This window comes from Kitasatospora sp. NPDC089797 (assembly GCF_040684795.1).
Lineage (GTDB): Bacteria > Actinomycetota > Actinomycetes > Streptomycetales > Streptomycetaceae > Kitasatospora.
This window is the reverse complement of the sequence record NZ_JBFBGS010000054.1, coordinates 18,321-37,707: the sequence shown is the minus strand read 5'-3', so window position 1 is coordinate 37,707 and position 19,387 is coordinate 18,321. Positions and strand designations below refer to the sequence as shown.

At 74.0% G+C, this 19,387-nt stretch carries 15 protein-coding genes; 9 read left to right on the top strand and 6 right to left on the bottom strand.

Annotated elements, in window-relative coordinates; genetic code table 11:
• Positions 1-5 precede the first annotated feature (5 nt).
• The 7 genes from AB0O91_RS33230 (at position 6) to AB0O91_RS33200 (ending at position 8,710) form a co-directional block, all read left to right on the top strand.
• Complete coding sequence (locus tag AB0O91_RS33230) at positions 6-1,715, top strand: thiamine pyrophosphate-binding protein (RefSeq protein ID WP_363441232.1); 1,710 nt, start codon at positions 6-8, stop codon at positions 1,713-1,715.
• On the top strand, positions 1,712-2,983 hold the full coding sequence (fabF, locus tag AB0O91_RS33225; RefSeq protein ID WP_363441230.1) for a beta-ketoacyl-ACP synthase II: 1,272 nt from the start codon (positions 1,712-1,714) through the stop codon (positions 2,981-2,983). Before AB0O91_RS33230 ends, fabF begins: the two co-directional genes overlap by 4 nt.
• 79 nt (positions 2,984-3,062) lie before the next feature.
• Entirely contained in the window at positions 3,063-4,997 is a 1,935-nt protein-coding gene (locus AB0O91_RS33220) for a condensation domain-containing protein (protein WP_363441228.1), read from the top strand.
• Positions 4,994-6,253: a pyridoxal phosphate-dependent aminotransferase family protein gene (locus AB0O91_RS33215; RefSeq protein WP_363441226.1), complete on the top strand. Its 1,260-nt coding sequence runs from the start codon at positions 4,994-4,996 to the stop codon at positions 6,251-6,253. The genes AB0O91_RS33220 and AB0O91_RS33215 overlap by 4 nt, the downstream gene beginning before the upstream one ends.
• A gap of 102 nt (positions 6,254-6,355) precedes the next feature.
• Complete coding sequence (locus AB0O91_RS33210) at positions 6,356-6,598, top strand: acyl carrier protein (RefSeq protein ID WP_363441224.1); 243 nt, start codon at positions 6,356-6,358, stop codon at positions 6,596-6,598.
• 13 nt (positions 6,599-6,611) lie between these two features.
• Positions 6,612-7,373, top strand: coding sequence for an SDR family NAD(P)-dependent oxidoreductase (locus tag AB0O91_RS33205; protein WP_363441222.1), 762 nt, complete (start codon positions 6,612-6,614; stop codon positions 7,371-7,373).
• Positions 7,374-7,450: 77 nt separating this feature from the next.
• Entirely contained in the window at positions 7,451-8,710 is a 1,260-nt protein-coding gene (locus AB0O91_RS33200; RefSeq protein ID WP_363441220.1) for an MFS transporter, read from the top strand.
• Between the two features lie 70 nt (positions 8,711-8,780).
• On the opposite strand, the gene AB0O91_RS33195 is transcribed toward AB0O91_RS33200, so the two are convergent.
• The 4 genes from AB0O91_RS33195 to AB0O91_RS33180 are packed head-to-tail and all read right to left on the bottom strand — an operon-like array spanning position 8,781 to position 14,745.
• Complete coding sequence (locus AB0O91_RS33195; protein WP_363441218.1) at positions 8,781-10,832, bottom strand: ABC transporter ATP-binding protein; 2,052 nt, start codon at positions 10,830-10,832, stop codon at positions 8,781-8,783.
• Between the two features lie 19 nt (positions 10,833-10,851).
• On the bottom strand, positions 10,852-11,838 hold the full coding sequence (locus tag AB0O91_RS33190; RefSeq protein WP_363441215.1) for an ABC transporter permease: 987 nt from the start codon (positions 11,836-11,838) through the stop codon (positions 10,852-10,854).
• Positions 11,838-12,782: an ABC transporter permease gene (locus AB0O91_RS33185; protein WP_363441213.1), complete on the bottom strand. Its 945-nt coding sequence runs from the start codon at positions 12,780-12,782 to the stop codon at positions 11,838-11,840. The genes AB0O91_RS33190 and AB0O91_RS33185 overlap by 1 nt, the downstream gene beginning before the upstream one ends.
• Before the next feature lie 46 nt (positions 12,783-12,828).
• On the bottom strand, positions 12,829-14,745 hold the full coding sequence (locus tag AB0O91_RS33180) for an ABC transporter substrate-binding protein (RefSeq protein ID WP_363441211.1): 1,917 nt from the start codon (positions 14,743-14,745) through the stop codon (positions 12,829-12,831).
• A gap of 382 nt (positions 14,746-15,127) precedes the next feature.
• Here AB0O91_RS33180 and AB0O91_RS33175 point away from each other — a divergent pair, with 382 nt between their 5' ends.
• Positions 15,128-16,132 (top strand): serine hydrolase, encoded by a 1,005-nt coding sequence (locus tag AB0O91_RS33175; protein ID WP_363441209.1) that lies wholly within the window; start codon positions 15,128-15,130, stop codon positions 16,130-16,132.
• Positions 16,133-16,185: 53 nt separating this feature from the next.
• On the opposite strand, the gene AB0O91_RS33170 is transcribed toward AB0O91_RS33175, so the two are convergent.
• Positions 16,186-16,971 (bottom strand): methyltransferase domain-containing protein, encoded by a 786-nt coding sequence (locus AB0O91_RS33170; RefSeq protein WP_363441207.1) that lies wholly within the window; start codon positions 16,969-16,971, stop codon positions 16,186-16,188.
• A 62-nt stretch (positions 16,972-17,033) separates the two neighbouring features.
• Entirely contained in the window at positions 17,034-17,609 is a 576-nt protein-coding gene (locus AB0O91_RS33165) for a DUF3291 domain-containing protein (RefSeq protein ID WP_363441205.1), read from the bottom strand.
• A gap of 436 nt (positions 17,610-18,045) precedes the next feature.
• Here AB0O91_RS33165 and AB0O91_RS33160 point away from each other — a divergent pair, with 436 nt between their 5' ends.
• Positions 18,046-19,092 carry an LLM class flavin-dependent oxidoreductase gene (locus tag AB0O91_RS33160; RefSeq protein ID WP_363441203.1) on the top strand — a complete coding sequence of 349 codons (1,047 nt, stop codon included), beginning with the start codon at positions 18,046-18,048 and terminating at the stop codon, positions 19,090-19,092.
• Positions 19,093-19,387 lie beyond the last annotated feature (295 nt).

Here is a 19,387-nt window from a genome sequence, read left to right as displayed (position 1 = left end):
GCGGGATGGGCGCACGGTACACCGACGCGTGGTCCGCGGTCGTCGACCTGCTGGCGGCGCACGGGGTGGACACCTGCTTCGGACTGCCCGGCGACGACCTGGAACTGCTGCGCGCCCTCGACGCCGCCGGCCTGGACCACGTGCCCTGCCGCGACCAGCGCAACGCGATGTACATGGCGACCGGCTACGCGCTGCAGTCGGGCCGGCTCGCCGTCTGCGCCCTGGGCAAGGGCCCGGCCGTCACCCACGCGGCCACCGGCCTGCTGGAGGCGCGGGAGTCCGGGGCGCCCGTCCTGGTGCTCGCGGCCGGCGCGTCCGAACACCGCCGGGGCAGCGGCGGCTTCCAGGAACTCGACCAGGTCGCCGTGACGGCACCGCTGGTGCGGTGGGCGCACCGGGTCGGGCACCCGGCCCGGGTCGTCGCCGCGACGGTGACGGCGCTGACCCGGGCCGTCGGGCCGCCCGCCGGCCCGGTCTACCTGGAGATCCCCGACGACGTCCGCACGGCCGAGGTGCCGGTCACCGGACCGTGGCCGACGCCGCCCGAACCGCTGCTCCCCGAACCGCTGTTCCCCGGTGCCGTCCCGGTGACGCCGGGACCGGCGCTGGCGGCGCTGCGGGCCGCCCGGCGACCGGTGGTGCTGGTGGGCGGCGGCATGCGGCACCGCAACGCCGGGGGCGCGGTCGAGCGCTTCGCCGACCGCCTCGGCGCGGCGCTGTTCACCACCGCCTCCGGCCGCGGCGCCGTCGACGAGCACCACCCGCGGTTCTGCGGCCTGGCGGGGCTCTACGCGGCGGCCCCGGCCCGCGCGCTGTGGGCCTCCTGCGACCTGGTGGTCTCGCTCGCCGGGCGGCTGGAGGAGACCGTCACCGAGGGCGGCACCCCGTGGCCGTCCGTCCCGGTGGTACAGGTCAACCTCGACCCGGCCGGGCTGTCGGCCGAGTTCCCGGGCCCGCGGGTGCTCGGCGACGCCCGGCACGCCGCGCTCGGCTGGTCACGGGCGCTGGAGGAGGACGACGGCGACGGACCCGGCCGCGCGGCCGCCACCGGGCCGTGGGCGGACCGGATCGCCGCCGCCCGCACGGCGATGGCCGTCGAGGTGGCGGCCGAACTGGCCCGCGCCGCGGCGCTGCCGGGGATCCGCATCGCCGAACTGCTGGCCGCGCTCGACGCCACCGCGGGCCCGCGCCACGTCCTGGTCCAGGAGAACGGGCTGCAGGACATGTGGTCCTACGGCTTCCCGTACCACGTCGGCGGCGGCTCCGTGGTGCCGTCCGAACAGACCCCGCTCGGCTTCGGCGCGGCCGCGGCCATCGGCGTCAAACGGGCCGCCCCGGACCACGAGGTCACCGCCTTCATCGGGGACGGCGCCTTCCTCGCGGCCCGCGCGGACATCGCCGCCACCGCCCCGGCCCACGGCGGCGTGCTCTACGTGGTGCTGTGCAACGGCGGCTACGGCTGGCTGGACGCCCGCCGTGCCCGCCTCGGCCTGGACGGCCGGCGCCACCCCTTCGTCCGCCCGGGCGCGCCGCCGCCCGCGCTGGACGGACCGGACCTGCACGGCCGGGTGCTGCGCGACAAGTCCGCCCTGACCGAGGAGATCCGGGCCGCCCGGGCGGTCTGCGCCCGGGGCGGCACCGCCGTGCTCCTGGTGCCGGTCGCCCCCGACGACGTCCTTCCGGCCGTCCGCGACGCCGAGGTGGTCCCGCAATGACCGGCCGCACCGGACCGGGCGCCCCCGGGCCCGGCCGGCGCCGGGTGGTGGTCACCGGCTACGGCGCGGTGACGCCGCTGGGCCACAGCGTCGAGGAGACCTGGACGGCGCTGCTCGCCGGGCGCAGCGGCATCGCCCGGGTGGAGGCGATCGACGTGACCGGCCTGGGCGTGCGGATCGGCGGCCAGGTGCGCGGCTTCACCCCCGGCCGCTACATGCCGCCGGCGGTCAGCCGCCGCGCCGACCCGTACGCCCAGTACGCCCTGGCCGCCGCCCTGGAGGCCTGCGCGCAGGCCGGGCTCGTCGTCGACGAGCGGCTGGCGCCGCGGGTCGCCGTGGTCATCGGCAGCGGCTACGGCCCGGTCGGGTCGATCTACCGCGCCGCGAACCTGCTGCGCGACCGCGGCCCGCGGGCGATCAGCCCGTTCACCCAGGTCACCACGGCGATGGACAGCGCCGCCTGCGAGATCGCCATGCGGCTCGGCGCCCAGGGGCCCAGCCGGGCCCAGAGCACGGCCTGCGCCAGCGGCGCGGACGCGCTGGGCGCGGCGATGCGGATGATCGGCGCCGGTGAGGCCGACGTCGTCCTGGCCGGCGGCGCCGACGCCTGCGTGACGGCCGTCGACCTCGCGGGCAGCGGCAACGCCCGTGCGCTGTCCGCCCGCAACGACGACCCGACCGGGGCCTGCCGACCCTTCGACGCGCACCGCGACGGGTTCGTGATGAGCGAGGGCGCCGCCGTCCTGGTGCTGGAGGCTGCCGAGGCCGCCGAGCGCCGGGGGGCCACGGCACTGGCCGAACTCGCGGGCTACGGGGCGAGTTCCGACGCCCACCACTGGACCGCCCCGCACCCGGAGGGGCGGGGCGCCCGCCTCGCCGTGGAGGCGGCGCTGCGCGACGCCGGGATCACCGGCGCGGACGTGGACTACGTCAACGCGCACGGCACCGGAACCCTGCTGAACGACGCCACCGAGGCCGCCGTGCTGCGCCGGGTGCTGGGCGACCGGGCCACCCGGATCCCGGTCAGCTCCACCAAGTCGATGACCGGGCACATGATCGGTGCCGCCGGCGCGGTCGAACTCGTGGTGTCGATCCAGGCCCTGCGCACCGGGGACGTCCCGCCGACCCTCAACTGCGACCAGCCGATCGACCCCGACATCAACTTCGTGCCGCACCGGGCCCAGCACCACGCGGGGCTGCGGACCGCGCTCAGCAACTCCTTCGGGTTCGGCGGCCACAACGCCGCGCTCGTGGTCCGAGCGGTCTGAGGGCCCGGCCGTGCACCCCCGCCCGGAACCGCCCCGCCAGGAACCGCCCCGCCCGGAACCACTCCGCCAGGAACCGCCGTTGAGCCCCGCCACCACCACCCGCATCGGGCCGCTGACCTGGGTCCAGCAATGGCACTGGTACGAACGCACCGTCCCCCCGGCCCGCCGGGTGAACCCGACACCGCTCGCCGACCACTGCCACGTCCCGCCCCCGGCGACCGTCGCCGACGTCCACGCGGCCCTCGCCGCGCTCACCGCCCGGCACGAGGCGCTGCGCACCACCGTCGACCCGCTGCTGCCGGTCCAGCACGTCCACCGGCCGGACTGGGCCCCGCTGCCGGTCGACCTGCTCGACCTCCCCGTGGTCGACGCCGCCGCCCTGGAGGCCGCCACCGAGGAACTGGCCGCCCGCCCGATCGACCCCGAGCGGAACCCGCCCTGGTACGCCCGGGTGCTGCTGGAGGCAGGGAGGCCGCGCGCCGTCCTGCTGGCCGCCCACCACGTGCTGGTCGACGGCTGGGGGCTGGCCGTCCTGCTCGACCGGCTGCACGCCGAACTGCGCGGTGCGGCACGGGAGGAGGCGGTCGTGCACCCGCTCGACACGCTCGCCGCGCAGTCCCCGGACCGCGCCCGTGCCGCCGAGCGCGAGTGGCTGCGGCGGCTCGCGGGCAACCCGACGGGGGTGCTGGCGCCGTTCGGCGGGACCGCCGACGGCGCCGGGCGCCACCGGCTCCAGTACCGCTCGGCGCAGGCGTACCGGGACCTCGACCGGGTGGCGCGGCGTCACCGGGCCAGCCCGGAGACCGTCGTGCTCGCGGCGCTGGCCCACGAGGTCGCCGCCCGCACCGGCGAACTCCGCTTCCTGGCCTCGGTGGTGGTCTCCAACCGGGCCCGGGTCGCGCTGCGCGGCAGCATCGGCGTCCGGGCCCTGACCGTCCCGGTCCAGATCGACCTCCGCCCGGGCGCGGCGTTCGGCGAGGTGGTCGCCTCGGTCGCCGCGGCCTCCGCCGCCGCCTACCGGCACGGCCAGTGGCGGCCGGCCGAACTGGTCGCCGCCCAGGCGCGGTCCGACCGCCGGCGCGGCATCGTGACCGTGCCCACCATCGAGTACAACTGCTACTCCTGGCCGCGCGACTACCTCGTCCCCGGACACCTCACCGCGCCGGGCCCAGCCGCCGGCTGGATCCGCAGCGCGCCCGACGAGCCCTGCGACACGCTCTACGTCGACCTCGCCCTCGACGCCGGGATCCTCGCCCTCGACGTCACCGTCGGGGACCACCTGCTCGACGCCGGGCAGGCCGCGGCGCTGCCGCCGCGGCTGTGCGGCCTGCTGCGCGCCCTGGCCGGCGGCGCCGCCTGCCCCGTCCCGGACCGACCCCGTACACCGCCCGCCGCCGGCTGGTGGCGTTCCCCGCAGGGCTGGGTGCGCCCGGCCGCGGTCGAGGAGGTGCTGCGCGGCCACCCCGGGGTGCTGGACGTGACGGTGACGCCCGGTGCGGAGGGGGACGCCGGGGGCGCGGACCGGGAACCGCACCTGGTCGCCCGGGCCCGCACCGCCCGCGGGATCACCGCCGACGACCTGCACCGGCACGTCCTGGACCGGCTCGGGGACCTCCCCGGCGTCGCGGCCCCGGGCCGCTACCTGCTCATCCCGCACACCCCGCGCCGCCCGCCCGCCCTGCCCCGCCCGCAGCCCCTGCCCCGCCCGGCCGGACCGGGCACCGGCACCGGAACGCCATGGGCCCCGCCCCGCCCGCCCGCGACCGACGCCGAACGGGCGCTCGCCGCCGCCGTGGGCGCGGTCACCCCCGGCACCGTCGACCTGAACCGCTGCCTCGCCGACCACCGGGTCACCCTGGTCGCCGTCCCCCGGCTGCTCGCGCTGCTCGACCGGGCCGGCTTCACCGGGATCGGAGCGGACGAACTGACCGGAACCGCCTCGCTCGGCCGGCTCGCCGCGGCCCTGGAACCCTTGCCGTCCCGTGCCCCCCGTGGAGGAGAGACCCCGCCATGACCGCCTCCCGCAGCGCCGCGCCGTCGGTGGACCGACTGGCCCCGTGGGCCTTCGCCGCCTTCGTCGAGGCCAACACCCACGACACGGCGTACCGCCCGCCGGTGGTGGACGGCCCGGTCGGGCCGACCATCGTCCGCAACGGCCGTGAGCTGGTGAACTTCGCCAGCATCAGCTTCCTCGACCTGGAACGCCACCTCCCGGTCCGCCGCCACTTCGCCGAGGGCGCGCGCACCCACGGCCTGAGCACCAGCGGATCCCGGATGACCCAGGGCATCTGCCGCCCGCACCGGGTGCTGGAGGAGACCATCGCCCGCCACACCGGCAAGGAACGGGCCATCAGCTTCGCCACCGGCCTGCTGGCCAACATCGGCTTCGTGCACGCCATGAGCAGCTCCGCGCACTTCGACACCGGGATCGGGGTGCGCAACCACGACACCGTCTTCGTGGTCGACCGGGACGTCCACTGGAGCATCTGGAAGGGCCTCCAGGGGCTCCGCTACGGCCGCCACGTGCACGCCTTCCGGCACAACGACGTCGCCGACCTCGCCCGCGTCCTGGACCGGATCCGCGGCGCCGGCCGGGGCGGCAAGACCGTGGTGATCGCCGAGAGCATCTACTCGGCCGACGGCACCATGGGACCGATCGTGGAGATCCTCGACGCCTGCGACCGGTACGGCGCCGTCAGCATGATCGACGACGCCAACGGCTTCATGGTCTACGGCCCCGCGAACCGCCCCTACGCCCGGGAGGCGGCCGCGATCCGGGAACGGGCGGACTTCGTCATGGTGTCGCTGTCGAAGGCGATCGGCCTGGAGGGCGGCGCGCTCGCCGGGCCGGCCTCCGCCGTCGACGCCTTCGAACTGCTCTCCGGCACCTCGATGTTCACGGCCGCCATCCAACCGCCGACCGCCCACGCCGCCGACCGCACGATCGCGGCCCTCGCCGACGACCCCGGGATCGTCGACGGCTACCTGGCCCACGCCGCCCGGCTGCGCCGCCGGATGCACGAGGCGGGCACGCCGACGACGCCGACCGACTCGTACATGCTCTCGGTGCCGATCGGCAGCGACGCCGCCGCCCTGCAGATGCGGGAGTGGTTCGTCGGGGACGGCTACCTCGTGCCGGTCTTCTCCTACCCGGCCGTCCCGCGCAACCAGGCGCTGCTGCGGCTGTTCCCGCACGAGGGCCACACCGAGGAGCAGTTGGACGGCTTCCTGGACACGCTGCTCGGCTACCGCCGGCGCCTCGGGGTCTGAGGGCCCGTCCCGACCCCGCGCCCCAGGTCCCGACCCCGATCCCGCCCCCGCCCCCGTCCCGACCCCGACGACCGAAGGACACGCCCCGAGAGGGAGGTACCCGTGGTGAACAGCACCGACATCCTCAACGCCATCGCCGGGATCATCGAGGAGGTGATCGGCGTCGACGCCGCCGAGGTGGGCGCCGAGACCTCCTTCACCGAGGACCTCGACGTCGACTCGCTGGCCATGATGGAGATCGCGGTGGCGGTCGAGGACAGGTTCGAGGTGAAGATCCCCGACGACCGGGTCAGGGAACTGCGGACGGTCGGCGACGCGGTGGCCTTCGTCGTCGACCACCGCTGACCGGGGAGCGCCGATGGGCGTCCTGGACCGCTTCCGGCTGGACGGCCGGGTCGCGGTGGTGACCGGCGCCTCCTCCGGCCTGGGGGTCGCCTTCGCCACCGCGCTGGCCGAGGCCGGCGCCGACCTGGTGCTCGGGGCGCGGCGGGCCGAGCGGCTGGAGGCCGTGCGCGCGGCCGTCGAGGAGCGCGGCCGCCGGGCGGTCGCGGTGCGCACCGACGTGACCCGGCCGGAGGACTGCCGGGCCCTGGTCGACGCCGCCCTGCGCGCCTTCGGACGGCTGGACATCCTGGTCAACAACGCCGGGATCAGCGGCGAACGACCGGCCACCGAGGAGACGCCGGAGCAGTTCCGCGAGGTCGTCGACACCAACCTCCACGGCTCGTACTGGACGGCCCAGGCGGCCGCCGCGGTGATGCCGCCCGGCAGTGCCATCGTCAATGTGTCCAGCGTCCTGGCCCTGGTCACCGGCGGTCTGCCGCAGGCCGCCTACTCGGCGTCGAAGGCCGGGCTGCTCGGGCTCACCCGCGACCTGGCCCAGCAGTGGACGCCCGGCCGGGGCATCCGCGTCAACGCCCTCGCGCCGGGCCTGTTCAGCTCCCCGATGACCGACGGGTACGCCGAGGGCTACCTCGACGCGGTGCTGCCGCGGGTGCTCGTGGGCCGGATCGGCCGGCCCGAGGAACTCGCCGCGGCCCTGGTCTTCCTGGTCTCCGACGCGGCGTCCTACCTCACCGGCACCACCCTGACGGTCGACGGCGGCACCCACATCGCGTAGCACACCCAACGAGACGAGGAGGCGCGGGTGTTGAGAACTCAGTGGGGCGGCGCCGACCCGCCCGGGCCCGGCCCGCGATGACGACGGAGCCGAGCGCCCCCGCCCGCGCACCGCTCGGCGACCCGCAGCTGCGCCGGCTGATCGCCGGTCAGACGCTGGCCGCCGTGGTCGACGCGCTGTTCATCGTCTGGCTCACCCTCTTCGTCCTGAAGCTCTCGGACCCCGGGCTCGCCACCGGCCTCGTCCTGGTGGCCGTGGCGCTGCCGCGGGCGGTGCTGCTGCCGCCCGCGGGCGTCCTGGTCGACCGGCTCGGCCCGGCCCGGGTGGTGGCCGCCGCGGCCTGGCTCCGGGTCGCCGTGCTGCTCTCGCTCGGTCTGCTGGTCGCCCTCGCCACGCCGTCGCTGACCACGGTCGCGGTGCTCGGCGGGCTGCTCGGCGCCGCCGACGCGGCGTACTTCCCGGCCGCCCTGGCACTGCTGCCCGTCGTCGTGCCGACCGCGAAGCTCGCCCGGGTCAACGGACTGGTGCAGGGCGCCGAGTCGGTGGGCGACCTGGTCGGCCCGGCGGTGGCCGCCGGCTGCATCGCGGCGGCCGGCTTCACCGCGACGCTGGGCGGGATCACCGCGCTGGCCGCGCTGGCCGCCGGCGCCCTCGGCACGCTGGTCCGGGTGGTGCGGCGCGGCGGCGCTGCCGGGCCCGCCGGGGAGGCCGCCGGGCCGGACGGCGACGGCGGTGCGCGGCCCGGCAGCGGACGCGCCCTCGTCGTCGGGCTGGCCCACGCCTGGCGGGATCCGCCGGTGCGGGGGATGCTGGCCGCCATCGGTCTGATCAACATCGCGGTGGTGGGCCCGGTGCTGGTGGGCGGTGCGGTGCTGGCCGAGCAACGCCTCGGCGGCGCGGGCTCGTTGGGCGTGCTGCTGTCCGGGTTCGGGGCCGGCTCGCTGGCCGGCTCGTTGGTGGCCGGCTGGCGGCCGCCGGCCCGGCGCGGGTGGGCCCTGGTCGGCGGGGTGGCGGCGATCGGCGGGGGCATGGTCGGACTCGCCGCCGTCGGCGGGGTCGTCGCCGCGACGGCGGTCGTCTCGCTGATCGGTCTCGGCTCCGGGTTCCTCGGCGTGGTCGTCGTGGCCACGCTCCAGGAGCGGGTCCCCGCGCACCTGTTGGGCCGGGTGCTGAGCCTCCTCGTGCTGGCCACGGTGGCCTTCGACCCGTTCTCCTACGTGCTCGCCGGCGCCCTGCTGCCGGCCGGGACGACGACGCTGTTCCTGCTCTGCGGCGGCGCCGTCCTGGCGTGCGCGGGCCTGGTCGCCACCAGCCCGGCGATCCGCGCCCTGCGCTGACCGCACCGCGCACCGGCCCGCTCCCCCCGCCGCGATCGGGGGCGGGGGGAGCGGGCCGGCGGGGGCGCCGTCAGCCGGTGGGGGCGGCCCGCAGCGGGAAGTGACAGGCCGCCAGGTGGTCGTCGGGGCCGTAGGCGACGAGCGGCGGCTCGGCCTCCGCGCAGATCTCCTGCGCCGCCGCGCAGCGGGTGCGGAACCGGCAGCCGGACGGCGGGTCGATCGCCGACGGCAGCTCCCCGGCGACGCCCCGGCTGCTCTTGGCCCGTTCCACCACCGGGTCGGCCACCGGGACGGTGTCCAGCAGGCCGCGGGTGTAGTGGTGCACCGGGCGGGCGTACACCGACGGCGCGGGGCCGATCTCCACCAGCTTGCCCAGGTACATCACGCCGATCCGGTCGGACAGGTAGCGGACCACCGACAGGTCGTGCGAGATGAACAGGTACGACAGCCCGAGCTCGCCCTGGAGGTCGCGCATCAGGTTGAGCACCTGCGACTGGATCGACACGTCCAGCGCCGAGACGGGTTCGTCGGCCACGATCAGCCGCGGGCTGAGCGTCAACGCCCGTGCCAGTCCGATGCGTTGGCGCTGGCCGCCGGAGAACTCGTGCGGGTAGCGCTCCAGTGCGGTGAGCGGCAGGCCGACCAGGTCGAAGATCTCCCGGATCCGCCGGTCGCGCTCGTCCCGGCCGTCGACCCGGTGGATGTCCAGCGGCTCGCGCATGATCGACTGGACCGGCATCCGCGGGTTCATCGCCGCGTAGGAGTCCTGGAACATCAGCTGGACGTCGCGGCGCAGCCGGCGCCGCTCGGCCCGGGGCACCAGGGCGAGGTCCTGGCCGTCGAACACCAGGCTGCCGCTGGTGGGGCGTTCCAGGCCGACGATGAGCTTGCCGACGGTGGTCTTGCCGCAGCCGGACTCCCCGACCAGGCCGAGCGTCTCGCCCCGGCGGACGGTCAGCGAGAGGTCGGCCACGGCGCTGACCGCGCCCACCGTCCGGCGCAGGACCAGACCGCTGGTCACCGCGTACTGCTTGACCAGGTGGTCGATGCGCAGCAGCGGCTCGGCGGGTGCCCGGTCGGCCGCCGCCCGGTCCGCTCCGGCCGGTACCGCGTCCTTCACCAGGGCCACGGCGGTCGGCGGCGCGTCCGACCCGGCCCCGCCGACCGGGAAGTAGCACGCGTAGCGGTGGTCCGGGACGTCCCCGGACAACGGCGGCTCCTGCGCGTGGCACCGCTCGGTGGCGTACCGGCAGCGCGCGGCGAACCGGCAGCCGGGCGGGGGAGCGGTGAGGTCCGGCGGCAGCCCGGGAATCGAGTAGAGCCGGCCGCCGGAGTGGGCGAAACGCTCCGGGAGCGAGTCGAACAGCGCCTCGGTGTACGGGTGCCGGGGGTGGGCGTAGAGCGCCTCGGTGCCGGTGGTCTCGACCACCTTCCCGGCGTACATGACGGCGATCCGGTCGGCCCGCCCGGCGATCACGCCGAGGTCGTGGGTGACCAGGACGACGGCCATGCCGAGCTGTTCCTTGAGGTGGTCGATGAGTTCGAGGATCTGCTTCTGGACGGTGACGTCGAGGGCGGTGGTCGGTTCGTCGGCGATGAGCAGCTTGGGCTCGTTGGCCAGGGCCATCGCGATCATGGCCCGTTGGCGCATGCCGCCGGACAGTTCGTGCGGGTAGACCAGCGCCCGGCGGGCCGGGCTGGGCATCCCCACCAGGGAGAGCACCTCGACGGCGCGCTGGTGCGCCTCCTTCCGGGAGACCCTTCGGTGGATCCGGACCGACTCGGAGATCTGCCGGCCGATGGTCATCGTCGGGTTGAGCGAGGTGGTCGGGTCCTGGAAGATCATCCCGATGTCGTTGCCGCGCACCCGGTCCATCTCCTCGGGACCGAGCGCGAGCAGGTCGCGGCCGTCGAGCCGGACGCTGCCACCGACGACGCTGCCGCCGTTCGGCAGCAGTTGCATGATCGACATCGCGGTCATGGTCTTGCCGCAGCCCGACTCGCCGACGATGCCGAGGGTCTCGCCCGCGTCCACCGCGAGGTCGACGCCGTCCAGGGCGTGCACCACCGAGCGCTTCAGCCGGATCTCGGTGCGCAGGCCGGTCACTTCGAGCAGTGCCACTGCCGAACCTCCGTGGGGGTCACCGTTTCTGGAGCCGGGTCTCGAAGGCGTCGCGCAGGGCGTCGCCGATCACGTTGAAGCTCAGGATGATCAGGATGATCACGGCGGCGGGCGGATAGATCATCCACCAGCAGCCCTGGCCCGCGTAGTTGGTGCCCACGTCGAGCATCCCGCCCAGGTCGTTGTCGGGCGCCTGGAGGCCCAGCCCGATGTAGCTGAGCGTGGAGAGGGCGAAGACCGCGTCGGCGATCGAGAACGTGGTGTTGACGATCGTGGTCCCGATGGTGTTCGGCAGGATGTGCTTGAGCACGATCCGCCGGCCGCCCGCGCCCATCATCCGGGACGCGGCCACGTAGTCGCGGACCTTGATCGCCAGGGCCTCGCCGCGGACCAGCCGGGTGATCCCGAACCACGAGGTCAGGCCGACCTCCAGGATCAGCATGCCCTTGCTCTTGCCGTAGACGCTGCTGAGGTAGATCAGCAGGAAGATCAGCGGGAAGGACATGAAGGAGTCGATCACCCGCATCATCAACGCGTCGAGCCAGCCGCCCAGGTAGCCCGCGACCGCGCCGTACAGCGCGCCGATGACGGCGGCGATCAGCCCGGCGGCGAGGCCGATCTCCAGGCTGGTCTGCCCGCCGACCATCACCTTGCCGAGCTCGTCGATGCCGTCGTTGTCGGTGCCGAGCGGGTGCCCGGCGCCCGGCGGCAGGGTGACGGCGGAGAGGTCCACCACCGAGGTGTCGGCGTGGTAGAACAGCGGGCCGAGGAAGCAGAACGCGGTGATCGCGACCAGGACGCCGACGGCGACCAGGGCGAGCCGGTTCTCGGCGAAGACCTCCGCGCCGCGCCGGAGCATCGACCGGGGCCGCCCGGCCGGCTCCCCGCCGGGGGCGTCGGGGCGGCCGGGCGGCGAACCGGGGGGTGTGCCGGGCGCCGCACCGGAGGCGGGCGGCGGGCCGGAGGCCGGCGGCGGGCCGGGCGTGGTACCGGGTGCGGTGGCCATCAGGTGAACCTCACTCGTGGGTCCAGCACGGCGTACCCGAGGTCGGCCAGCAGCGAGCCGACCACGGTGGTCACCGCGGTGAGCAGGGTGGCGGCCAGCGTGATGCCGTAGTCGCTCTGGAGCGCGGCCCGGGTGGTCAGCAGGCCGATGCCCTGGATGTTGAAGACGTACTCGACGATCAGCGCACCGCCGACCAGCGCGGGCATCGAGAGGCCGACCAGGGTGACCATCGGGATCAGGGCGTTGCGCAGCACGTGGCCGTACAGCGTGCGGCGCCGGGAGGCGCCCTTGGCCTGGGCGGAGCGCACGTAGTCCTGGGTGATCTGGTCCAGCACCCCGGAACGCATGTAGCGGCTGTAGCCGGCCACGGTGGTGATGGTCAGGGTCAGCACCGGCAGGCAGACCGCCTGGGGATGGGTCAGTGCCTCCCCGAAGGTGGCCACCTGGTTCTGCACCGACACCCACCGCAGGTCGTCCTCGAACCACTGCTGGATCAGGAAGCCGAGGAAGAACGTCGGCACGCCGTACGCGACGAAGGAGAACACCGTGATGGCGTGGTCCAGCCCGCTGTTGCGGCGGGTGGCCTGGAACAGGCCGGCCGGCACCGCGAGCAGCATCGCCAGCAGCAGCGAGGCGCCGACGATGAAGGCGGAGGCGCCGAGAGCGTTGAACAGCAGGTCGGAGATCGGGCGCTGCTGGATGTAGTCGAACCCCAGGTCGCCGCGGAGCAGGCTGTCCAGCCAGGTCCAGTACTGCACGTAGACGGGGCGGTCCAGGCCCATCTGGTGGGTGAGGTGGGCGATGTTGGCCGGGGTGGCGTGGGAGCCGAGGATCGCTCGGACCGGGCCGCCCGGCATGAGCTGCATCAGGCCGAAGGAGATGACGGTGACCAGCAGCACGGTCACCAGGGCCTGGAACAGCCGACGGATCAGGTAGGCCGTCACCGCCGCCCCCCGAGGGGGGCCGCGGCGGGGCGCTCACGGGTGGGCGTCATTTGGTGTAGTACCAGTACTCCGGCTCGTAGCCCTGGAACGGGTCACCCGGGTCGACGTGCAGCTTCTTGGTGACCTCGCTGACCGTGAGCGTGTTGGGGGTGTAGATCACCGGCTGGTCGCCCGCGATGTAGTCCTCGTAGGCGTACATGTCGTTGATGTCGCTGCCGGTGGTGGTCTTGACGATCAGCTGGTCCAGCTTCGGGTCGGAGAAGGACCAGACGTTCGGCCCGGCGCCGGTGGCGAACAGCGCGTCGCCGGTCGGGTAGTAGTCGGGGGCGAAGACCCAGCCGCCGTAGAGCAGCGCCTGCCACTGGCAGCCGGCCGGCTGGGCGGGGGTGCAGGCCACGCCCTCGTTGCCGATGGTGTTCTGGGTCTGGCTGACCACGGTGATGCCGATGCCGGCCTTGGCCGCGTCCGAGCGCATGTCCGCCGCCATGGTGTCCAGCGCGGCCTGGCCCGAGGGGTAGTTCATCGTGAACGCGGCCTTGGCGCCCGCCGCGATGCCGGCCCCGCACTGGTTCGGGCCGCTGCCCGGGTCGGTGCAGGTCGCCGGGGAGCTGTCGGTGTTCCAACCGTGGCTGCTCAGCAGCTTCTTGGCGGCCGCCGTGTCGAAGGTCGCCCGCTCGGACTGGCTCTTGGGGGAGAGCGGGTTGCCGGCCGGCAGGCTGGGCACGGCGCCGCTGCTCGGGTAGCCCCAGCCCTTCCAGATGCCGTTGATGATGCCCTGCTGGTCCACGGTGTCCTGGACGGCCTTGGTGAAGTACTGCTGCTTGAACAGCGCGCCCACGTCCGGGTTGGCGAAGTTGATCTGGTAGTACGAGATCTCGTCCAGATAGGTCGCGGCCGGGATGTAGTAGCCCTCGTTGGTCAGCGGGTTGCCGACGTCCGGGTTCTTGGCGTTGAAGACCGGGGCGTCCTCGACGGGAAGGTAGCCGACGTCGATGGCGTTGGCGCCGCCGCTGCCGGCCTTCAGGTCCGCGTACTCGGTGGTGTCCGAGGTGTACGGGACGAAGTCGACCTCGTCGAGGTGGGGCTTCTGCGGCCCCGAGTAGGTCGCGTTCGGCACGATCGAGTACGCGCCGGAGGTGCCGTTGTAGGTCTTGAGCTTCCACGGGCCGTCGACCACCGCCCACAGGGCGCTGCCCGCGAAGTCCCCGCCCTTGGTCGACTGGGCGCTGAGGTAGGCGTAGTCGGCCGCGCAGTCGGTGTTGGCGGCGTCCGAGCCGAACGCGTCGCTCGCGCAACTGCCCTTCTGGTTCGCTCCGGTGACGTCCCAGGCGAGCGGCATCGGGGTGATCTGGCTGAGCTCGTCGTCGGTGAACCAGGTCTGGCTGACCGGAGTGTTGAGGGTCAGGGTCAGGGTCTGGCCCTCGGCGGTGGCCGAAGCCACGTTGTCCGGGAAGTACTTGGCGCCGATCGCCGGGTTCGGCGGCGTGTAGTAGCCGCTGTTGGACGTCTCGGCCTTGGCCATGTTGATCCAGAACAGCACGTCCTGGGCGGTGACCTGTTCGCCGTTGGACCACTTCCACGGCTTGACCTGGACGGTCACGGTCTTCCCGTCCGGGCTCCAGGTGGGCATCTCGCCGACGGAGACGTCCTGGTCCAGGGTGACCTTGTCGTTCAGGCCCCAGTAGTACAGGGGGCGGTAGAACAGGTCCTGGAACTGGCTGGTGTTCACCGTGGAGACCTGGGCCGCGGAGTCGAACGGCCAGATGGCGTCCGGGAAGGTGGAGGGCGACTCGGCGACCCGCACCACACCGCCCTGGACCGGGGCCCCGGTCGGGCCGGGACCGCTGCTGCTCCCCCCGCCCCCGCCGCCCCCGGAGCAGGCCGTGGCGGTCGCCACCAGCGTGACCAGCGCCACGGCCTGGGCGAGTCTGCGCGATCTTTCGGACTTCTTCATCCTGGACATGCCCCTCTCACCTCACGCGAGTACCAGTGAGTACGTTCCTTGCGCGATCTGACGGTTCACCGAAAGCGGGCACGGTGGTGCCGCGTTCGGGCTGTGGGCGGCTCTCCCGACGTGGGAAGGCACCGGCGTGTGCGGGCCTCGGCCGCGTGCTGCGCGCCGGGCCCCGTCGGGTGCTATTAGTTAGACCGATTTCTCGGACGGAGAGAAGAGTGCGGTCGCTCACGGTTCGTCAAGTTTTTTTCAAGGAACGGATCTTGAAGGACCGGTGTGCCCCTGACCTCGGGCGGGACGGAGGGGGCGCCCGAGGGCCCGGAGCAGCTGTGAGGAAACACCAACCCTGTTCTCAGCGGGTTCAAAGCGGCGGTCCCTAGCGTCTCGGAGCATGACGAAGCGAAGCGTCCTCCGGACGAGGCTGCTGGCACCCGTCGGCCTCCTCGCGGCCGCGGGCATCATCACCGGGGTGCTGTCGGGGCACTCCGGCGCCACCGGGGGCGGACACCCGCGGCTGTCGGACGTGGCCGCCGCGCTCCCGGCGCCCGCGGCCGCCGTCGCCTCCCCGGCCCCCTCCGCCGCCGCACCCACACCCACCGCGACAGCCACGCCCACGGCCGCCCCGACGGCGGCACCCACGCCCACGCCGACAGCCGCACCGAGCGCCACCCCGGCCCCCGCCCCCGTCGCCGACGCGGCGCTGCGCAGCGCCGTCGCCCAGGCGGGCGGAGCCCTCTCGGTCGCCGTCACCGACCTGACGACCGGGCAGTCGCTCGACTACGGTGCGCCGGGCCACGCCTTCGCCACCGCCAGCATCGTCAAGGTCGACATCCTGGCCACCCTGCTGCTCCGGTCCCAGGACAGCGGCACCGCGCTCACCTCCGACCAGCAGGACCTCGCCGCCGCGATGATCGAGAACAGCGACAACGACTCGGCGACCGCGCTGTGGAACGCGATCGGCCAGGACGCCGGCCTGAACGCCGCCAACCGGCGGTTCGGACTGACCGCCACCACGGGCGGCACGGACGGCTACTGGGGCCTCACCAGCACCACCGCGGCCGACCAGGCGCAGCTGCTGCGCCAGGTGTTCACCGGGGACTCGCTCCTCTCGGCGGCCTCGCGCGGCTACCTCCAGCAACTGCTGGACCAGGTCGAGAGCGATCAGCGCTGGGGCGTGAGCGCGGCCGCGACCGGTGGCACGCCCGCCGTGAAGGACGGCTGGCTGCCGCGCGACGCGGACGGCCTGTGGGTGATCAACAGCATCGGGACGGTCGAGCGCGGCGGGCACCGGCTGTTGATCGCGGTGGTGTCGGACGGCAACGCCGGCGAGTCCGACGGCATCTCCCTGGTCCAGTCGGTGGCCCAGGCGGCGGCAGCGGTGCTGGCCGGGGGCTGAGCCGGTGCCGACCCGGCCCAGCTGCGCCGCTGTCCAAGGAGATTGACGGACGATCAGGCCGTCGAAGCCGATCGGCCCCCCGGCCGGGCGGCCACCAGCAGGTCGACGAGGTACTCCTCCCGTACCACCCCGGTCGGGAAGGCCTCCCGTAGGCGCCCGTGCTCCTCCGCGAGGAAGTCCCGGTTCGCGGCCGGACCGAGCACCAGGAACGCCGACCGGCTGCCGATGTTGGCGAGGTGGGTGTCCAGGGGGACGTCGCGGTGCCAGCGGATCCCGCGGCGCACCACCCGCAGTCCGCTCAGCCCCGCGAGCCGGACGGCCTCCTCGTCGTCGGGGCGCACCGCCGAACGCGCGGGAATCCCGCAGTGCCGCGTGATGCGCTCCTGCTGGGCCCGGATCCACGGCACCTCGAAGGCGGTGGTGTTCCACCAGACGGCCAGGGCCCCGCCGGGGGCCAGGACGCGCAGTGCCTCGGGGAGCGAACGGGCGGTGTCGGTCCACTGCCACGACTGCGCGTAGGTGACCAGGTCGAGGGAGGCGTCGGCGAGCGGCAGGGCGTTGCCGTCCCCGCGGACGACCGGCACGTCCGGGAGCACTCGGCGGCACTCGGCGGCCATCGCCTCGCCCGGCTCGACGGCGATCACCCGGGCGCCGCGCTCCCGCAGCAGCCGGGTCGCGATCCCGGTGCCCGCCCCGACGTCCGCGACGCGGGCCCCCGGCAACGGGCGGTCCATGAACTCCTCGACGGCGTCGAGGACTTCCGACGGATAGGACGGGCGGCTCGCCTCGTACTGGACGGCGGCCGAGTCGAACGAACGGGCACGGGAGCTGGCGGTCATCCCCTCATCATGGCGCACCGGCCGGGGCCGGCCCGTACGACCCGGGTCGGCCCCGGCGGCTCTCAGCGGTCGTCGCCCACGGGGTGACGCCGGGCGCCCTCCGGCCCGACGCCCTTGTCCCCGGCCGGAGTTCCCTCCGGGGTGAAGGGCCGGTGGAGGCTGAAGGCGTGCGGTGCGGGACCGTGCGCGTGGAGGTGCTCCAACTTGGAGACGGCGTCCTGCCAGGTGGGTGTCACGCCGTCGGGGACCCACCAGCACGCGTGGTTGGCGTACCCGCTCCGCTCGAACCAGTCGTAGCGCCGGTTCAGCGCCGTACGGTGGATGCCGGTGTAGGCGGCGTCGAAGGCGTGGGGCACGCCGGTCCAGAGCGAGAGGGTCGCGGCCAGGGCGGTGGTCTGCGCCGTACGGCCCTTGCCGTACCAGGCCGGTACGGTGAACTCCCCCCAGGGGCCCCAGTCCGCGCCGAACAGCAGACCGCGCTCGTCGCCCGAGGGCGCGGCGTGGCCGAGGTACCCGGGGTGCTCGCTGAACGCCTGGTAGACGGTGTCACCGACCTCGTAGAACTCGGCGGTCAGCTCTCCGGGGTCGGAGAGGGGCGATTTCAGGACGGCGAAGGTGTACAGCGCGAGTCGGGGCATGCGTCTCTCCTCGGTCGGGGAGGGCTGAAGGTAGCCGCCTCGGCGGACCTTGTCGACGTTGCGTTTTCGCTGCTCATGTGGCTTCGTGACGGCCGTTCGGGGGGTGCGGGGCCGGGCCGGGCGACCGGGCGGGAACGGCCCGTCGGCGGATCTCCACGGTAGCCGACCGATCGACCCGTGGGGCGGTGCTGTGCACGTCGGGGGCGCTGGGACCTAGGTCCTATATATGGGCGGACCGGAAGCATGCGAGGCTGAGGGAACGCGATCAACACGTGGGAGAACCACCCGGGGATTCGCCAGGACCGATTTCCGTTCACTGGCCGACTGATTCTCGCGTAGCGCGGCCCGGGCTTCAGATTTCGAGCCGATCGAAAGGTGGGTCCTGGTCGTGAGCGGCCTGTCAAACCAATCGCAGTCAAACTCGAACGATCTGAGAGTGCACTGGAACTCGCCGGTGAGCGGGCAGCGCAAGGCGGCGGGAAAGTACACGGTGGGCGAGCTCGACTTCGACGAGATCGTGGATTTCGCGCAGGAGGCGGACAGCCTGGGCGTGGATTCGCTGCTCATGGGGATCGGTTTCCACCTGCCCGATCCGCTGCCGATGCTCGGCGCTCTGGTCCGGGAGACCCGACGCGTGAAGTTCCTCCTCGCCTACCGCCCCGGACTGCTGTCACCGACGCTCTTCGCCCAGGTGATCAACACGGTCTCGTGGATGTCGGACGGCCGGATATCCCTCAACCTGGTCGCCGGCACCTCTCCGGCCGAGCAGGGGTATTACGGGGACCACCTCGCCCACGACGAGCGCTACGCACGCTCCAACGAATTCCTGGAAATCCTGCACCGGCTCTGGCGCAAGGAGACCCCGGTGTCCTTCGAGGGCGAACACTACCGCCTCAAGGACGCGCAGATCGGCCTGGGGTACAAGGGCGGTGGGCGTCCCGAGATCTACATCAGCGGGGCCTCGGACGTGGCCCAGCAGACCGCGGTGGACCACGGTGACTGCTGGCTGCGGTACGGCGACACCCCCGAGGGAATGCGCGCGGCGGCGAAGAACGTGCTGGCGCAGGGCGGCCGGGTGGGGACCCGCATGCACGTGCTGGCGAGGGAGACCAGGGCGGAAGCGCTGGCGGATCTCGCCGCGATGATGGGCGAGCCCGACGAGGAGCACCGGAAGCGGATCGCGGACGCGGTGGCCGCCACCGACTCCGTGGCGGTGAAGACGACCTTCCAACTGGCCGAGACCGCCGAATCCGACTGGATCTCCCCGATGCTGTACTCCGGCGCCGTGGCGTACCGCGGTGGGCCCGCCCTCTGCGTGGTGGGCAGCTACCAGGAGGTCGCGGCCTACCTCCACGAGTACAAGGCGGCCGGGATCAGCGAGTTCATCTTCTCCGGCTGGCCGACGCGGGAGGAGATGCGGATCTTCTACACCCGGGTGCTGCCGCTGGTGCGCGAGCTCGAGCGCGCCGGACAGCCGGTGTGAGGGCCCGCCTCCCGCAGCAGCCGCCGCCGCCGAGTACCGCCGATTGACCCTTCCGCACGCGGTGGGGTCGATCGGGCGCGTTCCCGTGGGCGGGTTCGCTGCCCGTCGACGTGAGGCCGCGGTCACTCCCTCCGTCGGCCGCCGCCGGGTTCCCTCGGCGCACGATCGACGACGAACCGGATCAACGGGCCGACCCCGTGGGGGAGTCGGTCCGCCCGCGGGATTCCCCACGACGCGAGGCATTGACGACCCCGGCATCCCCGGCCATGGTGAAGCGGACCGGCGGAATCCGTCG